The organism is Bradyrhizobium sp. BR 10261 (assembly GCF_019455395.1).
In the GTDB taxonomy this organism is placed as follows: domain Bacteria; phylum Pseudomonadota; class Alphaproteobacteria; order Rhizobiales; family Xanthobacteraceae; genus Bradyrhizobium; species Bradyrhizobium manausense.
In genome coordinates, this window is the sequence record NZ_JACOFQ010000008.1 from 72,353 (window position 1) to 85,620 (window position 13,268).

Sequence of the window (13,268 nt, forward strand, 5' to 3'; positions counted from 1 at the left end):
AATGCGCTGGAAAATCAGCCGTCATTTTCATTTCAGGCCTGGTTTGCACATTAGCTTCAATCCCAGGGATCACGATCCGCGCACGATCGACATGATCGCGATGGCCGCGCTACTCGTGCTGGTCATCGGCTCCGGGTGGTATCTGGCAACATCTCTTGCAACGCCGCCAAGCACGACAGCCTTCATCGTGCCCAGCCAGAACGTGCACTGGTAGCTAACGAAACCAGAAAAAGCGTCCGGGCGGCGGTGGAATCGACTCGGGCGGACGCGGCCGTTTGGGCCGCGGCGGTTTCGGCGCCGGCTCGACGGACGACGACGCCTCCGCAGCAGGCAGCGTATCGCCCCCCGCGACCTTCACGGACAGCAGCAAATTCGACTCGTGCATGCGCCAGCGATAGCCGACGCCGAAATCGATGGGCTGCGCGCGCGTGAACAACTCGGCGTAACGGTCCTGATAGCGGCCGGGGAATTCGTCGATCGGACCGAGATAGCGGCCGAACGGGAAAAAGCGCCATTGCCGCGGATTGTAGTTGGCGAGCGGAATGCCGGAATCGTCCTGGATGATGGTCGCGCTGTTGGCGAGCAGCCAGTCGCGCGCGACGGTGAAGTTGCCGGAGTGCAGCAGATAGGACGCGCTCTTGATCAGACTGTTGCCCGGGCCGAGGGTCTCGCAGAATTTCAGGAAGCCGGCGGCGCGTGCCCCAGGATTGGAGAGATCCGTCGAGAAATAATAAAGGGTGCGCGCCTCACCGTCGGAGCCCGCGAAGGTGATGCGGACGCCGCGCGTGGCGTTCGGCCCAGGATTGTCATTCCCGACGTGTACTCCGCCCTTGTCGTCGAGCGCGACCATCTCGACGTTGCGGATGGTTTTGCCGGAGCGCGCCAGGAAAACGTAGAGGATCGGGAGGGTGCCGTTGACCTGATTTGTGTGCAGGTCGACCTTCATCTGCTTGGTGATGAAGAAGGAAAAGCTCAGGATCGAGCCGAGCGAGCGCTCGACATTGTACAGCGCCGCATCGACGGAGCCGCGCGACAGCCTGGTCAAATCAGGCACCGCGCCGACAGGTTCGAGCGCGCCGAGCACATAGGTGCTGGCCTTGGAATAGAAGGCGTTGGCGTAGAGGAAATCCGGGCCACTGAACAAATAGAACATCGTCGGCCGCGGCGCGGCGAGATTGACGTCGGACCAGCTCCGGATCTTCGAAAGCTGCCGCTGCTCGAGCTGGGCGAAGGCGCCGTCGAAGAATTTTGCGTGATGCTGCCAGGAGGAGTCCCTGGTCAACGCCATCAGCGGCGAATCCGCCGCAGGCTGCATGCCCGCGAGGAAGCGCGCGGTGTCGTCGTAGGTGACCTCGGCCGCACGTACGGACGAGATGGTCGCGGCCAGCAGGGCAAGAGCGACGGCCGCAAATCTCATGGGTCGAAACATGTCTATTCGCGATTGTGTGAATTGGCTGCGGCGACCGGCCGCCTGCGGAAAACAGCGTAAATCAACAGGCCCGCGAGCATGACGAGCATCCCCGACAGCGACTGCACGGGCCGCTCGGTCAGGAGGTAGTACATCATGAACGCGGTCACGAGCAGGAAAATGAGGGGCGTGAACGGGTATCCCCAGGCGCGGTAAGGCCGCGGCAAATCAGGATCGGTGATGCGCAGCTTGATGACGCCGGCCACCGTGAAGAACGAGCAGAACAAGAGCGCGAACTGGATGAAGTCGAGCACAGCCTCGAAGCTGCGCGTGAACAGCAGCAGGTTGGCGACCGCGAGCTGAAACAGGATGGCGTAGGCCGGCGCGCCTCTCGCCGATCGCTTCGAGAACACGCGCAGCGCGGGAATGTCCTCCCCCATCGTCATCATCACGCGCGGGCCGATCCACATCATCGCGCTGATCGAGGAGATCAGGCCGACGCAGATCATTGCCCCGACGATCCGGCCGCCAAGCGCGCCGAAGATAGCGCTGCCGGCGACGCTTGCGACATCGAGCTGACCCGCCAGCGCGCTGATCGGCGTCGCATAAAGGAACACCGCATTAAGCGCGACATACAGCACCAAGACGATCAGCGTACCCGCAAGCAGCGCGCGCGGAAGGCTCTGCTGCGGCGTGTTCATCTCGCCTATGATGTAGGTCGCGGCATTCCAGCCGGAGAACGAGTACATCACGAAGACGAGCCCGATCGCGAAAGGCGCGCTCACGATATGGGCGAGATCGCCAGCTTGCGGAGCAAAGGAGATCGGCTGCGGCATACCGACGACGAAGCCGGCGATCAGGAAAGCGATGATCAGCACGACCTTGAGAATGGTCGAGATCAACTGAAAGGTCGACGAATGCCTCACGCCGGTCAGTTGCACGATCGAGACCAGCCAGACGACGCCGATGGCAAGCGGGATCGGCGGAAGATCTGGCATCACCGACTTGGCGTATTCGCCGAACGCCATGGCCGCGAGCGCCACGGGCGCTGCGAAGCCGACCGTGGCCGAGACCCAGCCGGCAAGGAAACCGAAGGCCGGGTGATAGGCGCGACCGAGGAAATTGTACTCGCCGCTCGAGCGCGGAAACATCGCGCCCAGCTCGCTGTAGGAAAACACGCCGCACAGCGCGACGATGCCGCCGACCGTCCATAGCGCGAGGATGGAGAAACCCGAGGGGATATCCTTGACCTGGAAGCCGAGGCTGGTGAAGACGCCCACCCCGATCATGTCCGCAACCACGATCGCGGTTGCGACCAGAACGGAAACCCCGGAGCCGCTGGTCAGTCGCCCGCTCCAGGGCGCAGTTCCCGCATCTGATGCCGTCATCTGGGTCCTTGAGCCTCAGGCATCGAGCCTCGTTGGAGGCATCGTGCAGATTGGTTCAGTCAATTCAAGCAGGGTTAACAAGGGTTAAATGAGGCGGCCAAAATCGGTAGTCCGCCACCTTCTCTACGCGCTTTGGGCCAATAACCCCGTAGTCGCCCGAGCTATGCGCCTGTCTCTCCCACAATCGCGACACGATTGCGTGGCATTTTTCGGTCACTCTGGAGGTGGGGAAGTTTCTCCGGACGCTTAACGTCTCCTAAACGCCAGTCGGCTCAATGGTCTTAAAGTTTGCCGACGGTTCGTGACTTGGATGGGGTCAGGCTTGGGGTCATGGGTGGATGGTCGGGGCCGTTCCGAAATTGAAGGCAGACATGCGCGCTGACCGGACCTGGGCGTCCGGGGCGCGCGGTCGCGCGCTTCGGATCGCCCTGGCCTCAGGCTTGGTGCCACTGTCGCTCACGCTGGTTCAATGCGGCCAGTCGCCCAACCCGACAGCGCTAGCCGCAAGCTCGCAGGCCAACGTCCAGGTCGTTGCGAAGACCAACCCGCAGACCGCCAATCAGCGCGTCGCAAGCGACACGTTCGAGGATCGCTTCCCTGCCCCGCAGTTCAGGGAGCGCTTTCCCTCGGCGAGCGAGAGTTTCCTGCAGCGGCAGATGTCGGACTTCTCGCCCAAGCGCGCCGTGCAGCAGCAGCCGGAGCAGGCGCCCTACAAGGTCGCCTCGCTCGCGCCGCAGGTCCCCTATCAGCGTCCGCCGCGCCAGGATCTGACGACCCTCGTCAGCATGAAGTCCTCGGCCTTCCCCTATTTCGGCAACAACCCCGCCTCCGACGCGCCCTTCCTCAACATCTCCAAGGGCGACCGTCGCGGCCATCGCAGCTATTCGGGCCGCGTGTTCTGGCAGGACGAGACCTACAACGACAGCCGCGTGCTGGTGCACGTCCCCGAACATTTCGACGTACGCAAGCCTGGCGTGATCGTGGTGTTCTTCCACGGCAACGGCGCGACGCTCGAGCGCGACGTGCGCGACCGCCAGCTGGTGCCGCAGCAAATCACCGATTCCGGCGCCAACGCCGTGCTGCTGGCGCCGCAGATGGCCTTCGATGCCGCCGATTCCAGCGCCGGAAAATTCTGGCAGCCCGGCGGCCTCAAACGCTTCATGGAGGAATCGGCGAGCCACCTTGCGCAGCTGACCGGCGATCCCAACAGTGCGCGCGCCTTCGCTAACATGCCGATCGTGATCGTCGGCTATAGCGGCGGCTTCCTACCGACCGCGTGGAGCCTCGAGGTCGGCGGCATCAGCGATCGCGTCCGCGGCGTCGTGCTGCTCGATGCGGTCTATGGCGAGATGGACAAGTTCGCGTCCTGGATCGAGAGCCACCGCTCCGGCTTCTTCGTCAGCTCCTACACCCACTACACGGCAAGGCGCGACCGCGAGCTGATGAGCATGCTCAAGCAAAAGGGTATCGCTGTCTCCGAGGACATGGACGGCCCCTTGCGTCCGGGCAGCGTCGTGTTCGTCGAAACCGGCGAGGGCATCACCCATCGCGACTACGTCAACCGCGCGTGGACGCAGTACCCGCTCAAGGACGTACTGGTGAAGATGTCGGCAACGCCGGCGCTGGCACTGACGCGCGTCGCCACCACCAGCTCATCGGCACCAACCCGCTAGCCCGGACACGAGCGACCGGGCGCTCAGTTCTTCGGCAGCTTCGGAATGCTCTCGGCAAAGCCGTTGAAGCAGGCCAGCCTCTCGTCCTCTTCCTTGAAGAATTTGCAATCGGCGTAGCCCTTGGCCTTGGGCGGCTTCGGCTTGGGCGCGGGCGGGATGATGGCGTCGTAGCAATTGAGTCGGTCCTTGGTGCCATCATCCACGTCGAGGCAGGCCTGGAGCCGCGCCGCGACCGATTGCGGCTTGCCCTTCGCTGCCGCAGCAGCGGCCGGCTTGGCGGCCGCCTCCTTGGTCCCAGCCTTGGTCCCCTTGGGCTTGACCTGCACCAGCGGCTTGTCCCCCACCATCGGTGGCTTGTCGGTTTGCGCAAGTGCGGAGCCTGAATAGAGCACCGCGGCAATCGCCAGAATCATCCTCATTTCAGTCAACTCTCTTTGGTCCCCACCTCTGGCCTTCTAGCGCCCTCCCGCGCCGTTTGCCAAGCGCCTTGCGCAGGGCAAACACAGCCATCAGACCGAGACCACAGCGGCCGGCCGGGGCCGGCTCACGACCACCAGGACCAGCGCCAGGACGACGAGACCGACCGCCACGAAGCCTGTGCTGTGCAGCAGGTCGCGGGCAAACAACAGCCCGCCGACGGCGGAGCCAATGGCCTGGCCGATATAGAGGACCGATGTATTGAGCGCGACGGTTGCGGGCGCAAGCGGCGGAGCGGCCGCGACCAGCCGCACCTGCTGCATCGAATTGGTCGAGGCAAAGCCCAGCCCCCAGATCGCAACCCCGATCGCCATCAACACCAGGCTGCCCGCGCCAATCGCCCACCCCGCGACGCCCGCCAGCAACAGGCACGTGAACAGCAGGGAGGTCCGATAAGGGCCCCAGGTATCGACGATGCGGCTCGCCACCACGACGCCGAGGAAGCCGCACACACCGTAGATGCCGAACACAAGGCCAATCGCGTCCGGGCTTGCGTCGGTCAGCTTCTTGAGCAGCGGGCCCATAAAGGTGAACACCGCGAACTGTCCGGACATTTGCAGCATGGTGATCAAAAGCAGCAGCAGGATAGACCTGTTGCGGCCAACCTCGCTCCACGTCTTCAGGTCGACCGGCGTACCCTTGAGGCCGGCCGGCAGCCGCACCAGCAGCAACAGGAAGCTCACACATCCGAGCGCGCCGATCGTGCCATAGGCGGCGCGCCAGCCATAGCGACTGGCGATGAAGGTGATCAGCGGCAGGCCGACGGCGGCCGCAAGCGACCAGCCGAGGAAGATATAGGCGATCGTGCTGCCACGCCGCTCCGCCGGCACGATCAGCGCCGCCGTGCCAGCGGCCTGCGGCGTGTACAGCGCGCCGACGGCGAGCATCACCAGGCGGATGAAGAGGAGGCTCGTGTAGTCGGGTGCAAAGGCCGAGGCGAGATTGCCGAACGCCAGCACCGCAAGCGTGGTCGTGAGCAACATCCGCCGTTCGATGCGGCTGGTCAGCCACGCCGTCAGCGGCGAGCCGATGCACAGGATGATCGCACCGAAGGTGATGAGCAGCCCGGCCGCATGGATGCTGACGCCGAGCCCGGCCGACATCTCCGGCAGCATCCCCGCAGGAGCCAGCACCGAGCAGCCGGTCACGAGATTGCCAAGCATCAGGGCGGTTGCCGTAAAACGGCCGGCGCGGGGACTTTCCATGCAGCTGCATGTAGAGCGGCTGGCAGCCGGTTAAAGGGCGCTGCTCGAAATAGTTGACGGGCCGCCTCCGCTTTTGCGCGCCACTTTCTTGGAAATGCCGGATTGCACGGGCCGAATCGCCTGATATATCGCTCGTTCCCGCTTACCTGCGCTCGTTCGCAGGAGTGAGCCTCAGGAGAAAAGCAATGTCCGACCAGCCCAAATCCGAATCCGGCTTCCAATATTCCCTCAGCAATCTGAAGCCCGTGTCCCCCGCAGCCAAAGTCACCCTCACCTTCCCCGACGGCGCCCAGCGCCAATATGACAAGAGCATCACCGGCCTCGACATCGCCAAGGGCATCTCGCCCTCGCTCGCCAAGCGCACCGTGGCGATGATGCTCGACGGCGTGCTCACCGATCTCAACGACCCCATCGAGGCCGATGCCAAGCTCAGGCTGATCTCGCGCGACGAGCCGGAGGCGCTGGAGCTGATCCGCCACGACTGCGCCCACGTGCTCGCTGAAGCCGTGCAGACGCTGTGGCCGGGCACGCAGGTGACCATCGGCCCCGTGATCGAGAACGGCTTCTATTACGACTTCTTCCGCAATGAGCCGTTCACGCCGGAAGACTTTGCCGCGATCGAGAAAAAGATGCGCGAGATCATCGCGCGCGACAAGCCTTTCACGAAAGAGGTTTGGGATCGCGAGAAAACCAAGCAGGTGTTCCGCGACAAGGGCGAGGCCTTCAAGGTCGAGCTGGTCGACGCCATTCCCGGCAACGAGCCGATCAAGATCTACTACCAGGGCGACTGGTTCGATCTCTGCCGCGGCCCGCACATGACCTCGACCGGCAAGGTCGGAGGCGCCTTCAAGCTGATGAAGGTGGCCGGCGCCTATTGGCGCGGCGACAGCAACAACCCGATGCTGACCCGCATCTACGGCACGGCCTTCGCCAAGCAGGAGGACCTCGACGCTTACCTCAAGCAGATCGAGGAAGCCGAGAAGCGCGACCATCGCAAGCTCGGACGCGAGCTCGACCTCTTCCACTTCCAGGAGGAAGGCCCGGGCGTCGTGTTCTGGCACCCCAAGGGCTGGACGATTTTCCAGCAGCTGATCGCCTATATGCGCCGCCGCCTGACCGGCGATTACAGCGAGGTCAACGCGCCGCAGATCCTCGACAAGGTGCTGTGGGAGACCTCTGGCCATTGGGGCTGGTACCGCGAGAACATGTTCGCGGCGCAGTCGGCCGGCGACGAGGCCGAGGACAAGCGCTGGTTTGCGCTGAAGCCGATGAACTGCCCCGGCCACGTCCAGATCTTCAAGCACGGCCTGAAGAGCTACCGCGACCTGCCCTTGCGCCTCGCCGAGTTCGGCGTGGTGCATCGCTATGAGCCGTCCGGCGCCATGCACGGGCTGATGCGCGTGCGCGGCTTTACCCAGGACGATGCGCACATCTTCTGCACCGAGGACCAGCTCGCCGAGGAATGCCTGAAGATCAACGATCTGATCCTGTCGACCTATGCCGATTTCGGCTTCACCGGCGATCTCACGGTCAAGCTGTCGACGCGGCCGGAAAAGCGCGTCGGCACGGATGCGATGTGGGATCACGCCGAGCGCGTGATGGCGACGGTGCTGCGCGAGATCCAGGCGCAGAACAACCACATCAAGACCGAGATCAATCCGGGCGAAGGCGCCTTTTACGGGCCGAAGTTCGAGTACGTGCTGCGCGATGCCATCGGTCGCGACTGGCAGTGCGGCACCACGCAGGTCGACTTCAACCTGCCGGAACGGTTCGGTGCATTTTACATCGACCATGACGGCGGCAAGAAACCGCCCGTCATGGTGCACCGCGCGATCTGCGGCTCGATGGAACGCTATATCGGCATCCTGATCGAGCACTATGCCGGCAACTTCCCGCTCTGGCTTTCGCCGGTGCAGGTCGTGGTCACCACCATCACCTCGGAAGGCGATGAATACGCCAAGGTGGTGCTGGAGCAGGCGCGACGCGCGGGGTTGCGTGTCGAGATCGACCTGCGCAACGAAAAGATCAACTACAAGGTCCGCGAGCATTCGCTGGCCAAGATTCCGGCGCTGCTCGTGGTCGGCAAGAAGGAGGCCGAGACGCATTCGGTCTCGGTCCGCCGGCTCGGCAGCGACGGCCAGAAGGTGATGACGACGGAGGAGGCAATCGCCGCCCTCGTCGACGAGGCGACCCCGCCTGACGTCCGGCGGGCGCGCGGCGCGGTCTGATCGTTGAAATCGATCTAAAATCGCTTTCGGTCGCGGGCGTGCATGCCTATCTCGGCATGGCACGCCCGTCGCCCATCCGAAGAGGCCATCGCAATGCCTGATGCCATCGAACTCCTGAAAACCCGCCGCTCGGTCAAGCCGCGCGAGATGACCGGCCCCGGCCCCTCGCCGGCCGAGCTCGAGACCATTCTCACGATCGGCGCGCGCGTGCCTGACCACGGCAAGCTTACGCCCTGGCGCTTCATCATTTTCGAGGGCGATGCGCGCCAGCGCGCCGGCGAGGTGATCGCAACAGTCTTCGCCCGCAAGAATCCCGGCGCCCCCGCAGCCGATGTCGAGACCGAACGCAAGCGCCTGACCGATGCGCCGCTGGTGATCGGGATCGTCAGCTTCACCAAGCCGCATCCCAAGGTGCCGGCGTGGGAGCAGGAGCTGTCGGCGGGCGCCAGCGCCATGAACATCGTCACGGCCGCCACCGCGCTTGGCTACGGCGCGGCCTGGCTGACCGGGTGGTTCGCGTTCGATCGCGACGTGCTTGATGGACTCGGCCTCAAGGCGGACGAGAAACTCGCAGGGCTCGTGCATATCGGCAAACCGACCAAGCCGAGCGAGGATCGCCCGCGACCGGTCCTTTCCGAAATCGTGACCCGTTTCTAATCGAAGTTTCGTTGACGCCCCTGATGTCTTGCGGCTTTGCTTCCGGCGAGGGAGGAAGCCCGGATGAAGCGTCGTGAATTTCTGGTCGGGGCCGCGATGCTGGCCGGCACGATGGCGCAGGGCCGCGCTGGCGACGTCCCCGCTCCCGCACCCGACAGACTGCGAGGCATCACCACGTTCTTCGAAAACGAGGTGACCAGCGGCCGCTTGGCGGGCGCGATTGTGCTGATCCAGCAGCACGGCAAGCCTGTCTATTTCAAGATGTTCGGTGTCCGCGATGTCAGGACGCGCCTGTCGATGACGCCGGACACGATCTTCGCCATCCATTCGATGACCAAGCCGATCACCAGCCTCGCGGCAATGATGCTGATCGACGAGGGCAAGCTGGCGCTTAGCGATCCCGTGTCGAAATACATCCCGCTCTTCGCCGCCACGAAGGTGGGAATGGAAATCACCAAGCCCGATGGCTCGATGGCGCTCGAGATGGTGCCGCCGGTCCATGCGGTGACCATCAGGGATTTGATGCGGCACACCTCGGGCATCACCTACGATTATATCGGCGGCAGATGGGTCGAACTCGCCTACAAGGCGGCGCATATCTTCGAGGGCCCCTTCAACAACAGGGAATTTGCCGACCGTATCGCAAGGCTGCCGCTGGCGCGCGAGCCGGGGACGCTGTGGCGCTACGGCCATTCGACCGACGTGCTCGGGGCTGTCATCGAGATCATCACCGGGCAGACGCTGTACGATGCGCTCAAGCAGCGCATCTTCGATCCGCTCGGCATGACCAGCACCAAATTCCTGCTGTCGACCCAAGACGAGATCGAACGGTTGGCGCGGCCGCTGCCGAGCGACCAGATCCTGCTCGATGGCGAGCGCGAACGTCTCGACCATCCGGAATGGCAATCCGGCGGCGGCGGCCTGCTCTCGACCATCACTGACTATCAACGCTTCGCGCAGATGCTGCTCAACGGCGGCGAGCTCGACGGCAAACGCTACCTCAGCCCGGCCGCCTTCATGGCCATGACGAGTGATCAGATCGGGCCCGGCTCCGGCGTCGAACGCGACTATTTCTATTTCCCCGGCGATGGCTTCGGCTATGGCTACGGCCTTGCGGTCCGAACCGACCCCGGCAACGCCAAGCCGCCGCCGGCGGGCTCGATCGGCGAATTGAAATGGGACTCGGGCAGCGGCACCTATTTCGGCGTCGATCCCAAGCTCGATATGGTCTACCTCCTGATGCAGCAGACCCAGAACGAACGCGGCCGCATCACGCCTGCCTTCAAGGAACTGGTCTACGGCTGCTACCCCGAAGAGCTACGCCGCCCGTGACATCCTGCACTCTGGTGTCCCGGACGCGCTGCAGCGTTCTTACGCTGCTGCGCAGAGCCGGGACCCAGCAAGCGTCAGAGCTCGCTGATAGATGGGCCCCGGCTCTGCAGCGCACCGCACCGGACGATGCTCCGCATCGCCGGGTACGCTGCGCTGCGTCCGGGGCACGAGTTTGCGTTTTGGGCACACCTGCATCAACACCGTCATTGCGAGCGCAGCGAAGCAATCCAGAGTCTTTCCGCGACATCTCCGGATTGCTTCGCTGCGCTCGCAATGACGGAGTATGCGGAAGCATGGTCGCTCCATCAATTTGTATCCTCTTCGCAGACACAGCTTCACATCCTCGCGGCTCAACTCGCCCGAGCTTTGCTTGAAGCGTCACCCTCAACTGAAAGAGGGCGCAGGGAAGACCGGGTGCCCGACTGGCACCCGCGGTCCACTGTGCGATAGTCTGCGCTACAAGAGGCTGCACAGCGGCATACAGGTGAAGCCGCAACATCCGGCCTTCCCTGCGCAGTGGTTTGACGGCTTATGTCGTGATCTCCCCGGGGAGCGATGCACTATTGCCCCCGTCGTCTCGCAGATGACTGAGGTGCACGTCCGGTTGGACATCGCACCTCACCACGAGCCTTGGCGCACAGGCTCCGGGCGCCAGGACCACACGATTTTGCCGTACGCAGGAACCACACCGGTCGTTTGCGCGATGGTTTCGCTCACGGTTGCCCGCCCTGCAAAGCCTGATCGCGCCGATGTGACCCACGCCCACCGCCGTCCGGCCCGCGTCGTGACGATCGCGATACGCCCCTCTTCCATGGGCCGGGTTGCGACGACACATACGCCATTTCCGAATTTCGATAAAGTGGAATATTTTTCCCGGCAGGTATTGCCCCACGCCTCGTGTGTTTTGCCCGCCGGGCAACGCAAGCGATTGTGGCCGCATCACCCCGCCATCTTCTCGATCACGAGATCCAGGAGCGCCCGCAGCCGTGCCAACCGCCTGAGATCGCGGTGATAGCCGACATAAGTGTCGCGGCCGGGCGGGCTCGCGCCGATGTCGAGCACGACCAGGCGGCGATCGCGATCGCCGAGCGGCCGCGGCAGCACAGCAAGCCCGCCGCCGAAGGCGCAGAGCTCGGCCTGCGCCTGCCTGTTGTTGCTGCGCGCGGCGATCTCCGCCTTCGGCAGCGCGCGCTTGAGCCAGGCGGCGTCGGGCATCTCGGCGAATTCCGCGTTCATGGTCACGATGCGGACGCCGCTGCCGTCGCCCGCTCGCGGTGCCTTGCTGCCCTTCTTGCCGTAGAGCGCATAGGGGATGTGAAGCAGCTTTCGGGAAATGACCTCGGGCTCGCTAAATGGCTTGATGCGAAAGACGAGGTCAGCCTCCCGCCGTGGCAGACTGTAGAGCCGGGCATCGGTCAGGAGCTCGACGATCACCTTGGGATGGCTCTTGCCGAACGCTGCGATAACAGGCGACAGCATCAGCGTGCCGAACCAGTCCGACGAGGACAGACGCAAGATACCGTCGAGCTGCGTCTCGGCACCGGTCGCCTGCCGCTGCAGCGCAATGGTCTCCTCCTCAATCCGCTCGGCACGCGCCAGCACGGCCGTGCCTTCGTCCGTGAGCACAAAGCCATCGGCCGTGCGCTGGAACAGCGTTTGCCCAAGTGCCTGCTCGAGCGCGCGCAGCCGCCGCCCCATCGTCGGCTGGGTCTGGCCGATTTTTCGCCCGGCAGCCCCTAACGTGCCCTCGCGCGCGATCGCCAGGAAGATGCGCAGGTCGCTCCATTCCATCGAGTTTTCCGCCCATTCAAAAATGCACGATCATCGTACATCCCTGTTCCTTCCCATGCAAAAATTATGAGCATATTGGAGAGCGACAACGGAGCAAGATGATCATGACCACACCATCGACGATGCGCGCAGGCGTACTGGAGACCCAGAACGTCCCCTTGCGCATCTCAACCATTTCCACACCCGAGGTCGGCCCGCGCGAGGTGCTGGTGCGTATCAGCGCAAGCGGGGTCAATCCGCTCGACACCAAGATCCATGCCGGCGCGGCCGCGCATGCGCGCCATCCGCTGCCGGCCATCCCCGGCATCGATCTCGCCGGCGTGGTGGAGCAGACCGGACGCGAGGTCTCGCGATTCAAGGTTGGCGACGAGGTCTACGGCATGACCGGCGGCGTCGGTGGCGTGCAGGGATCGCTAGCCGAATTCGCTGCCGTCGATGCCGACTTGCTGGCGCTGAAGCCGGCCAATCTGAGCATGCGCGAGGCCGCCGCCCTGCCCCTGATCTTCATCACCGCCTGGGAGGGCCTGATCGACCGCGCCGCTTTGAAGGCCGGCCAAAAAGTCTTGATCCATGGTGGCGCGGGCGGCGTCGGCCATGTCGCGATCCAGATCGCACACGCATTCGGCGCGGACGTGTTCGCGACCGGCTCGGCCTCGCAGCGCGCGACCATCGAAGGTTTTGGCGCTGCATTCATCGACCGCGACACTTCAATTGAGGCCTACGTCTCTGAGCACACGGGCGGCCGCGGCTTCGACATCGTCTATGATACCGTCGGGGGCAAGGTGCTCGATGCCTCCTTTGCGGCAGTGCGCCGCTTCGGCCACGTCGTCAGCGCGCTCGGCTGGGGCACGCATGCGTTGGCGCCGCTGTCGTTCCGCGCCGCGACCTATTCCGGCGTGTTCACGCTGCTGCCGCTGCTGTCAGGCGAAGGCCGTGCGCATCACGGGGAGATCATGGCGGAAGCCACGCGCCTCGCCGAGGCCGGCAAGCTGGTGCCGTTGCTCGATGCCAGGCGCTTCACGATGGAGAGCGTCGGCGAGGCCTATGCGCTGATCAGGGATCACGCCGCGAAGGGCAAATTGGTGGTCGATATCTAGCGCCGCAGAACT

11 protein-coding genes are annotated in these 13,268 nt (G+C 64.2%); 6 read left to right on the top strand and 5 right to left on the bottom strand.

All coding sequences use genetic code 11. The features are described 5' to 3' along the window. Position 1: 1 nt before the first annotated feature. A complete protein-coding gene (locus HYH07_RS11275) occupies positions 2-214 on the top strand; it encodes a hypothetical protein (RefSeq protein WP_220002564.1) in 213 nt (70 codons plus the stop codon). Here the strand turns inward: HYH07_RS11275 and HYH07_RS11280 are convergent, their stop codons facing one another. Both HYH07_RS11280 and HYH07_RS11285 read right to left on the bottom strand, forming a co-directional pair. Beyond that, positions 215-1,417 (bottom strand): hypothetical protein, encoded by a 1,203-nt coding sequence (locus tag HYH07_RS11280; protein WP_228749406.1) that lies wholly within the window; start codon positions 1,415-1,417, stop codon positions 215-217. Positions 1,418-1,431: 14 nt separating this feature from the next. Continuing rightward, positions 1,432-2,796: an APC family permease gene (locus HYH07_RS11285; protein WP_220002566.1), complete on the bottom strand. Its 1,365-nt coding sequence runs from the start codon at positions 2,794-2,796 to the stop codon at positions 1,432-1,434. Between the two features lie 371 nt (positions 2,797-3,167). On the opposite strand from HYH07_RS11285, the gene HYH07_RS11290 reads away from it, so the two are divergent. Further along, positions 3,168-4,469, top strand: coding sequence for an alpha/beta hydrolase (locus tag HYH07_RS11290; protein ID WP_228749408.1), 1,302 nt, complete (start codon positions 3,168-3,170; stop codon positions 4,467-4,469). Positions 4,470-4,492: 23 nt separating this feature from the next. Here the strand turns inward: HYH07_RS11290 and HYH07_RS11295 are convergent, their stop codons facing one another. Both HYH07_RS11295 and HYH07_RS11300 read right to left on the bottom strand, forming a co-directional pair. Then, the gene (locus HYH07_RS11295) at positions 4,493-4,888 is read right to left on the bottom strand and encodes a hypothetical protein (RefSeq protein WP_220002568.1); all 396 of its coding nucleotides are present in this window, start codon (positions 4,886-4,888) and stop codon (positions 4,493-4,495) included. A gap of 90 nt (positions 4,889-4,978) precedes the next feature. Beyond that, entirely contained in the window at positions 4,979-6,151 is a 1,173-nt protein-coding gene (locus HYH07_RS11300) for an MFS transporter (RefSeq protein ID WP_220002569.1), read from the bottom strand. A gap of 185 nt (positions 6,152-6,336) precedes the next feature. Here HYH07_RS11300 and thrS point away from each other — a divergent pair, with 185 nt between their 5' ends. From thrS to HYH07_RS11315, 3 genes are all read left to right on the top strand, one after another. Next, positions 6,337-8,379: a threonine--tRNA ligase gene (gene thrS, locus HYH07_RS11305; RefSeq protein WP_220002570.1), complete on the top strand. Its 2,043-nt coding sequence runs from the start codon at positions 6,337-6,339 to the stop codon at positions 8,377-8,379. Between the two features lie 93 nt (positions 8,380-8,472). Continuing rightward, the gene (locus tag HYH07_RS11310; protein WP_220002571.1) at positions 8,473-9,036 is read left to right on the top strand and encodes a nitroreductase; all 564 of its coding nucleotides are present in this window, start codon (positions 8,473-8,475) and stop codon (positions 9,034-9,036) included. Between the two features lie 63 nt (positions 9,037-9,099). Further along, on the top strand, positions 9,100-10,368 hold the full coding sequence (locus tag HYH07_RS11315; RefSeq protein ID WP_220002572.1) for a serine hydrolase: 1,269 nt from the start codon (positions 9,100-9,102) through the stop codon (positions 10,366-10,368). Between the two features lie 939 nt (positions 10,369-11,307). On the opposite strand, the gene HYH07_RS11320 is transcribed toward HYH07_RS11315, so the two are convergent. Continuing rightward, on the bottom strand, positions 11,308-12,159 hold the full coding sequence (locus tag HYH07_RS11320) for a LysR family transcriptional regulator (protein WP_220002573.1): 852 nt from the start codon (positions 12,157-12,159) through the stop codon (positions 11,308-11,310). A 104-nt stretch (positions 12,160-12,263) separates the two neighbouring features. On the opposite strand from HYH07_RS11320, the gene HYH07_RS11325 reads away from it, so the two are divergent. After that, positions 12,264-13,256, top strand: a complete 993-nt coding sequence (locus HYH07_RS11325) for a zinc-dependent alcohol dehydrogenase family protein (RefSeq protein ID WP_228749410.1) — start codon at positions 12,264-12,266, stop codon at positions 13,254-13,256. The last annotated feature ends 12 nt before the right edge of the window (positions 13,257-13,268 follow it).

Coding starts and splice junctions, on each gene's coding strand:
- HYH07_RS11275 (WP_220002564.1), top strand. CDS start 2: ATGCGCTGGAAAATCAGCCGTCATTTTCATTTCAGGCCTGGTTTGCAC.
- HYH07_RS11280 (WP_228749406.1), bottom strand. CDS start 1,417: ATGAGATTTGCGGCCGTCGCTCTTGCCCTGCTGGCCGCGACCATCTCG.
- HYH07_RS11285 (WP_220002566.1), bottom strand. CDS start 2,796: ATGACGGCATCAGATGCGGGAACTGCGCCCTGGAGCGGGCGACTGACC.
- HYH07_RS11290 (WP_228749408.1), top strand. CDS start 3,168: ATGCGCGCTGACCGGACCTGGGCGTCCGGGGCGCGCGGTCGCGCGCTT.
- HYH07_RS11295 (WP_220002568.1), bottom strand. CDS start 4,888: ATGAGGATGATTCTGGCGATTGCCGCGGTGCTCTATTCAGGCTCCGCA.
- HYH07_RS11300 (WP_220002569.1), bottom strand. CDS start 6,151: ATGGAAAGTCCCCGCGCCGGCCGTTTTACGGCAACCGCCCTGATGCTT.
- thrS (WP_220002570.1), top strand. CDS start 6,337: ATGTCCGACCAGCCCAAATCCGAATCCGGCTTCCAATATTCCCTCAGC.
- HYH07_RS11310 (WP_220002571.1), top strand. CDS start 8,473: ATGCCTGATGCCATCGAACTCCTGAAAACCCGCCGCTCGGTCAAGCCG.
- HYH07_RS11315 (WP_220002572.1), top strand. CDS start 9,100: ATGAAGCGTCGTGAATTTCTGGTCGGGGCCGCGATGCTGGCCGGCACG.
- HYH07_RS11320 (WP_220002573.1), bottom strand. CDS start 12,159: ATGGAATGGAGCGACCTGCGCATCTTCCTGGCGATCGCGCGCGAGGGC.
- HYH07_RS11325 (WP_228749410.1), top strand. CDS start 12,264: ATGACCACACCATCGACGATGCGCGCAGGCGTACTGGAGACCCAGAAC.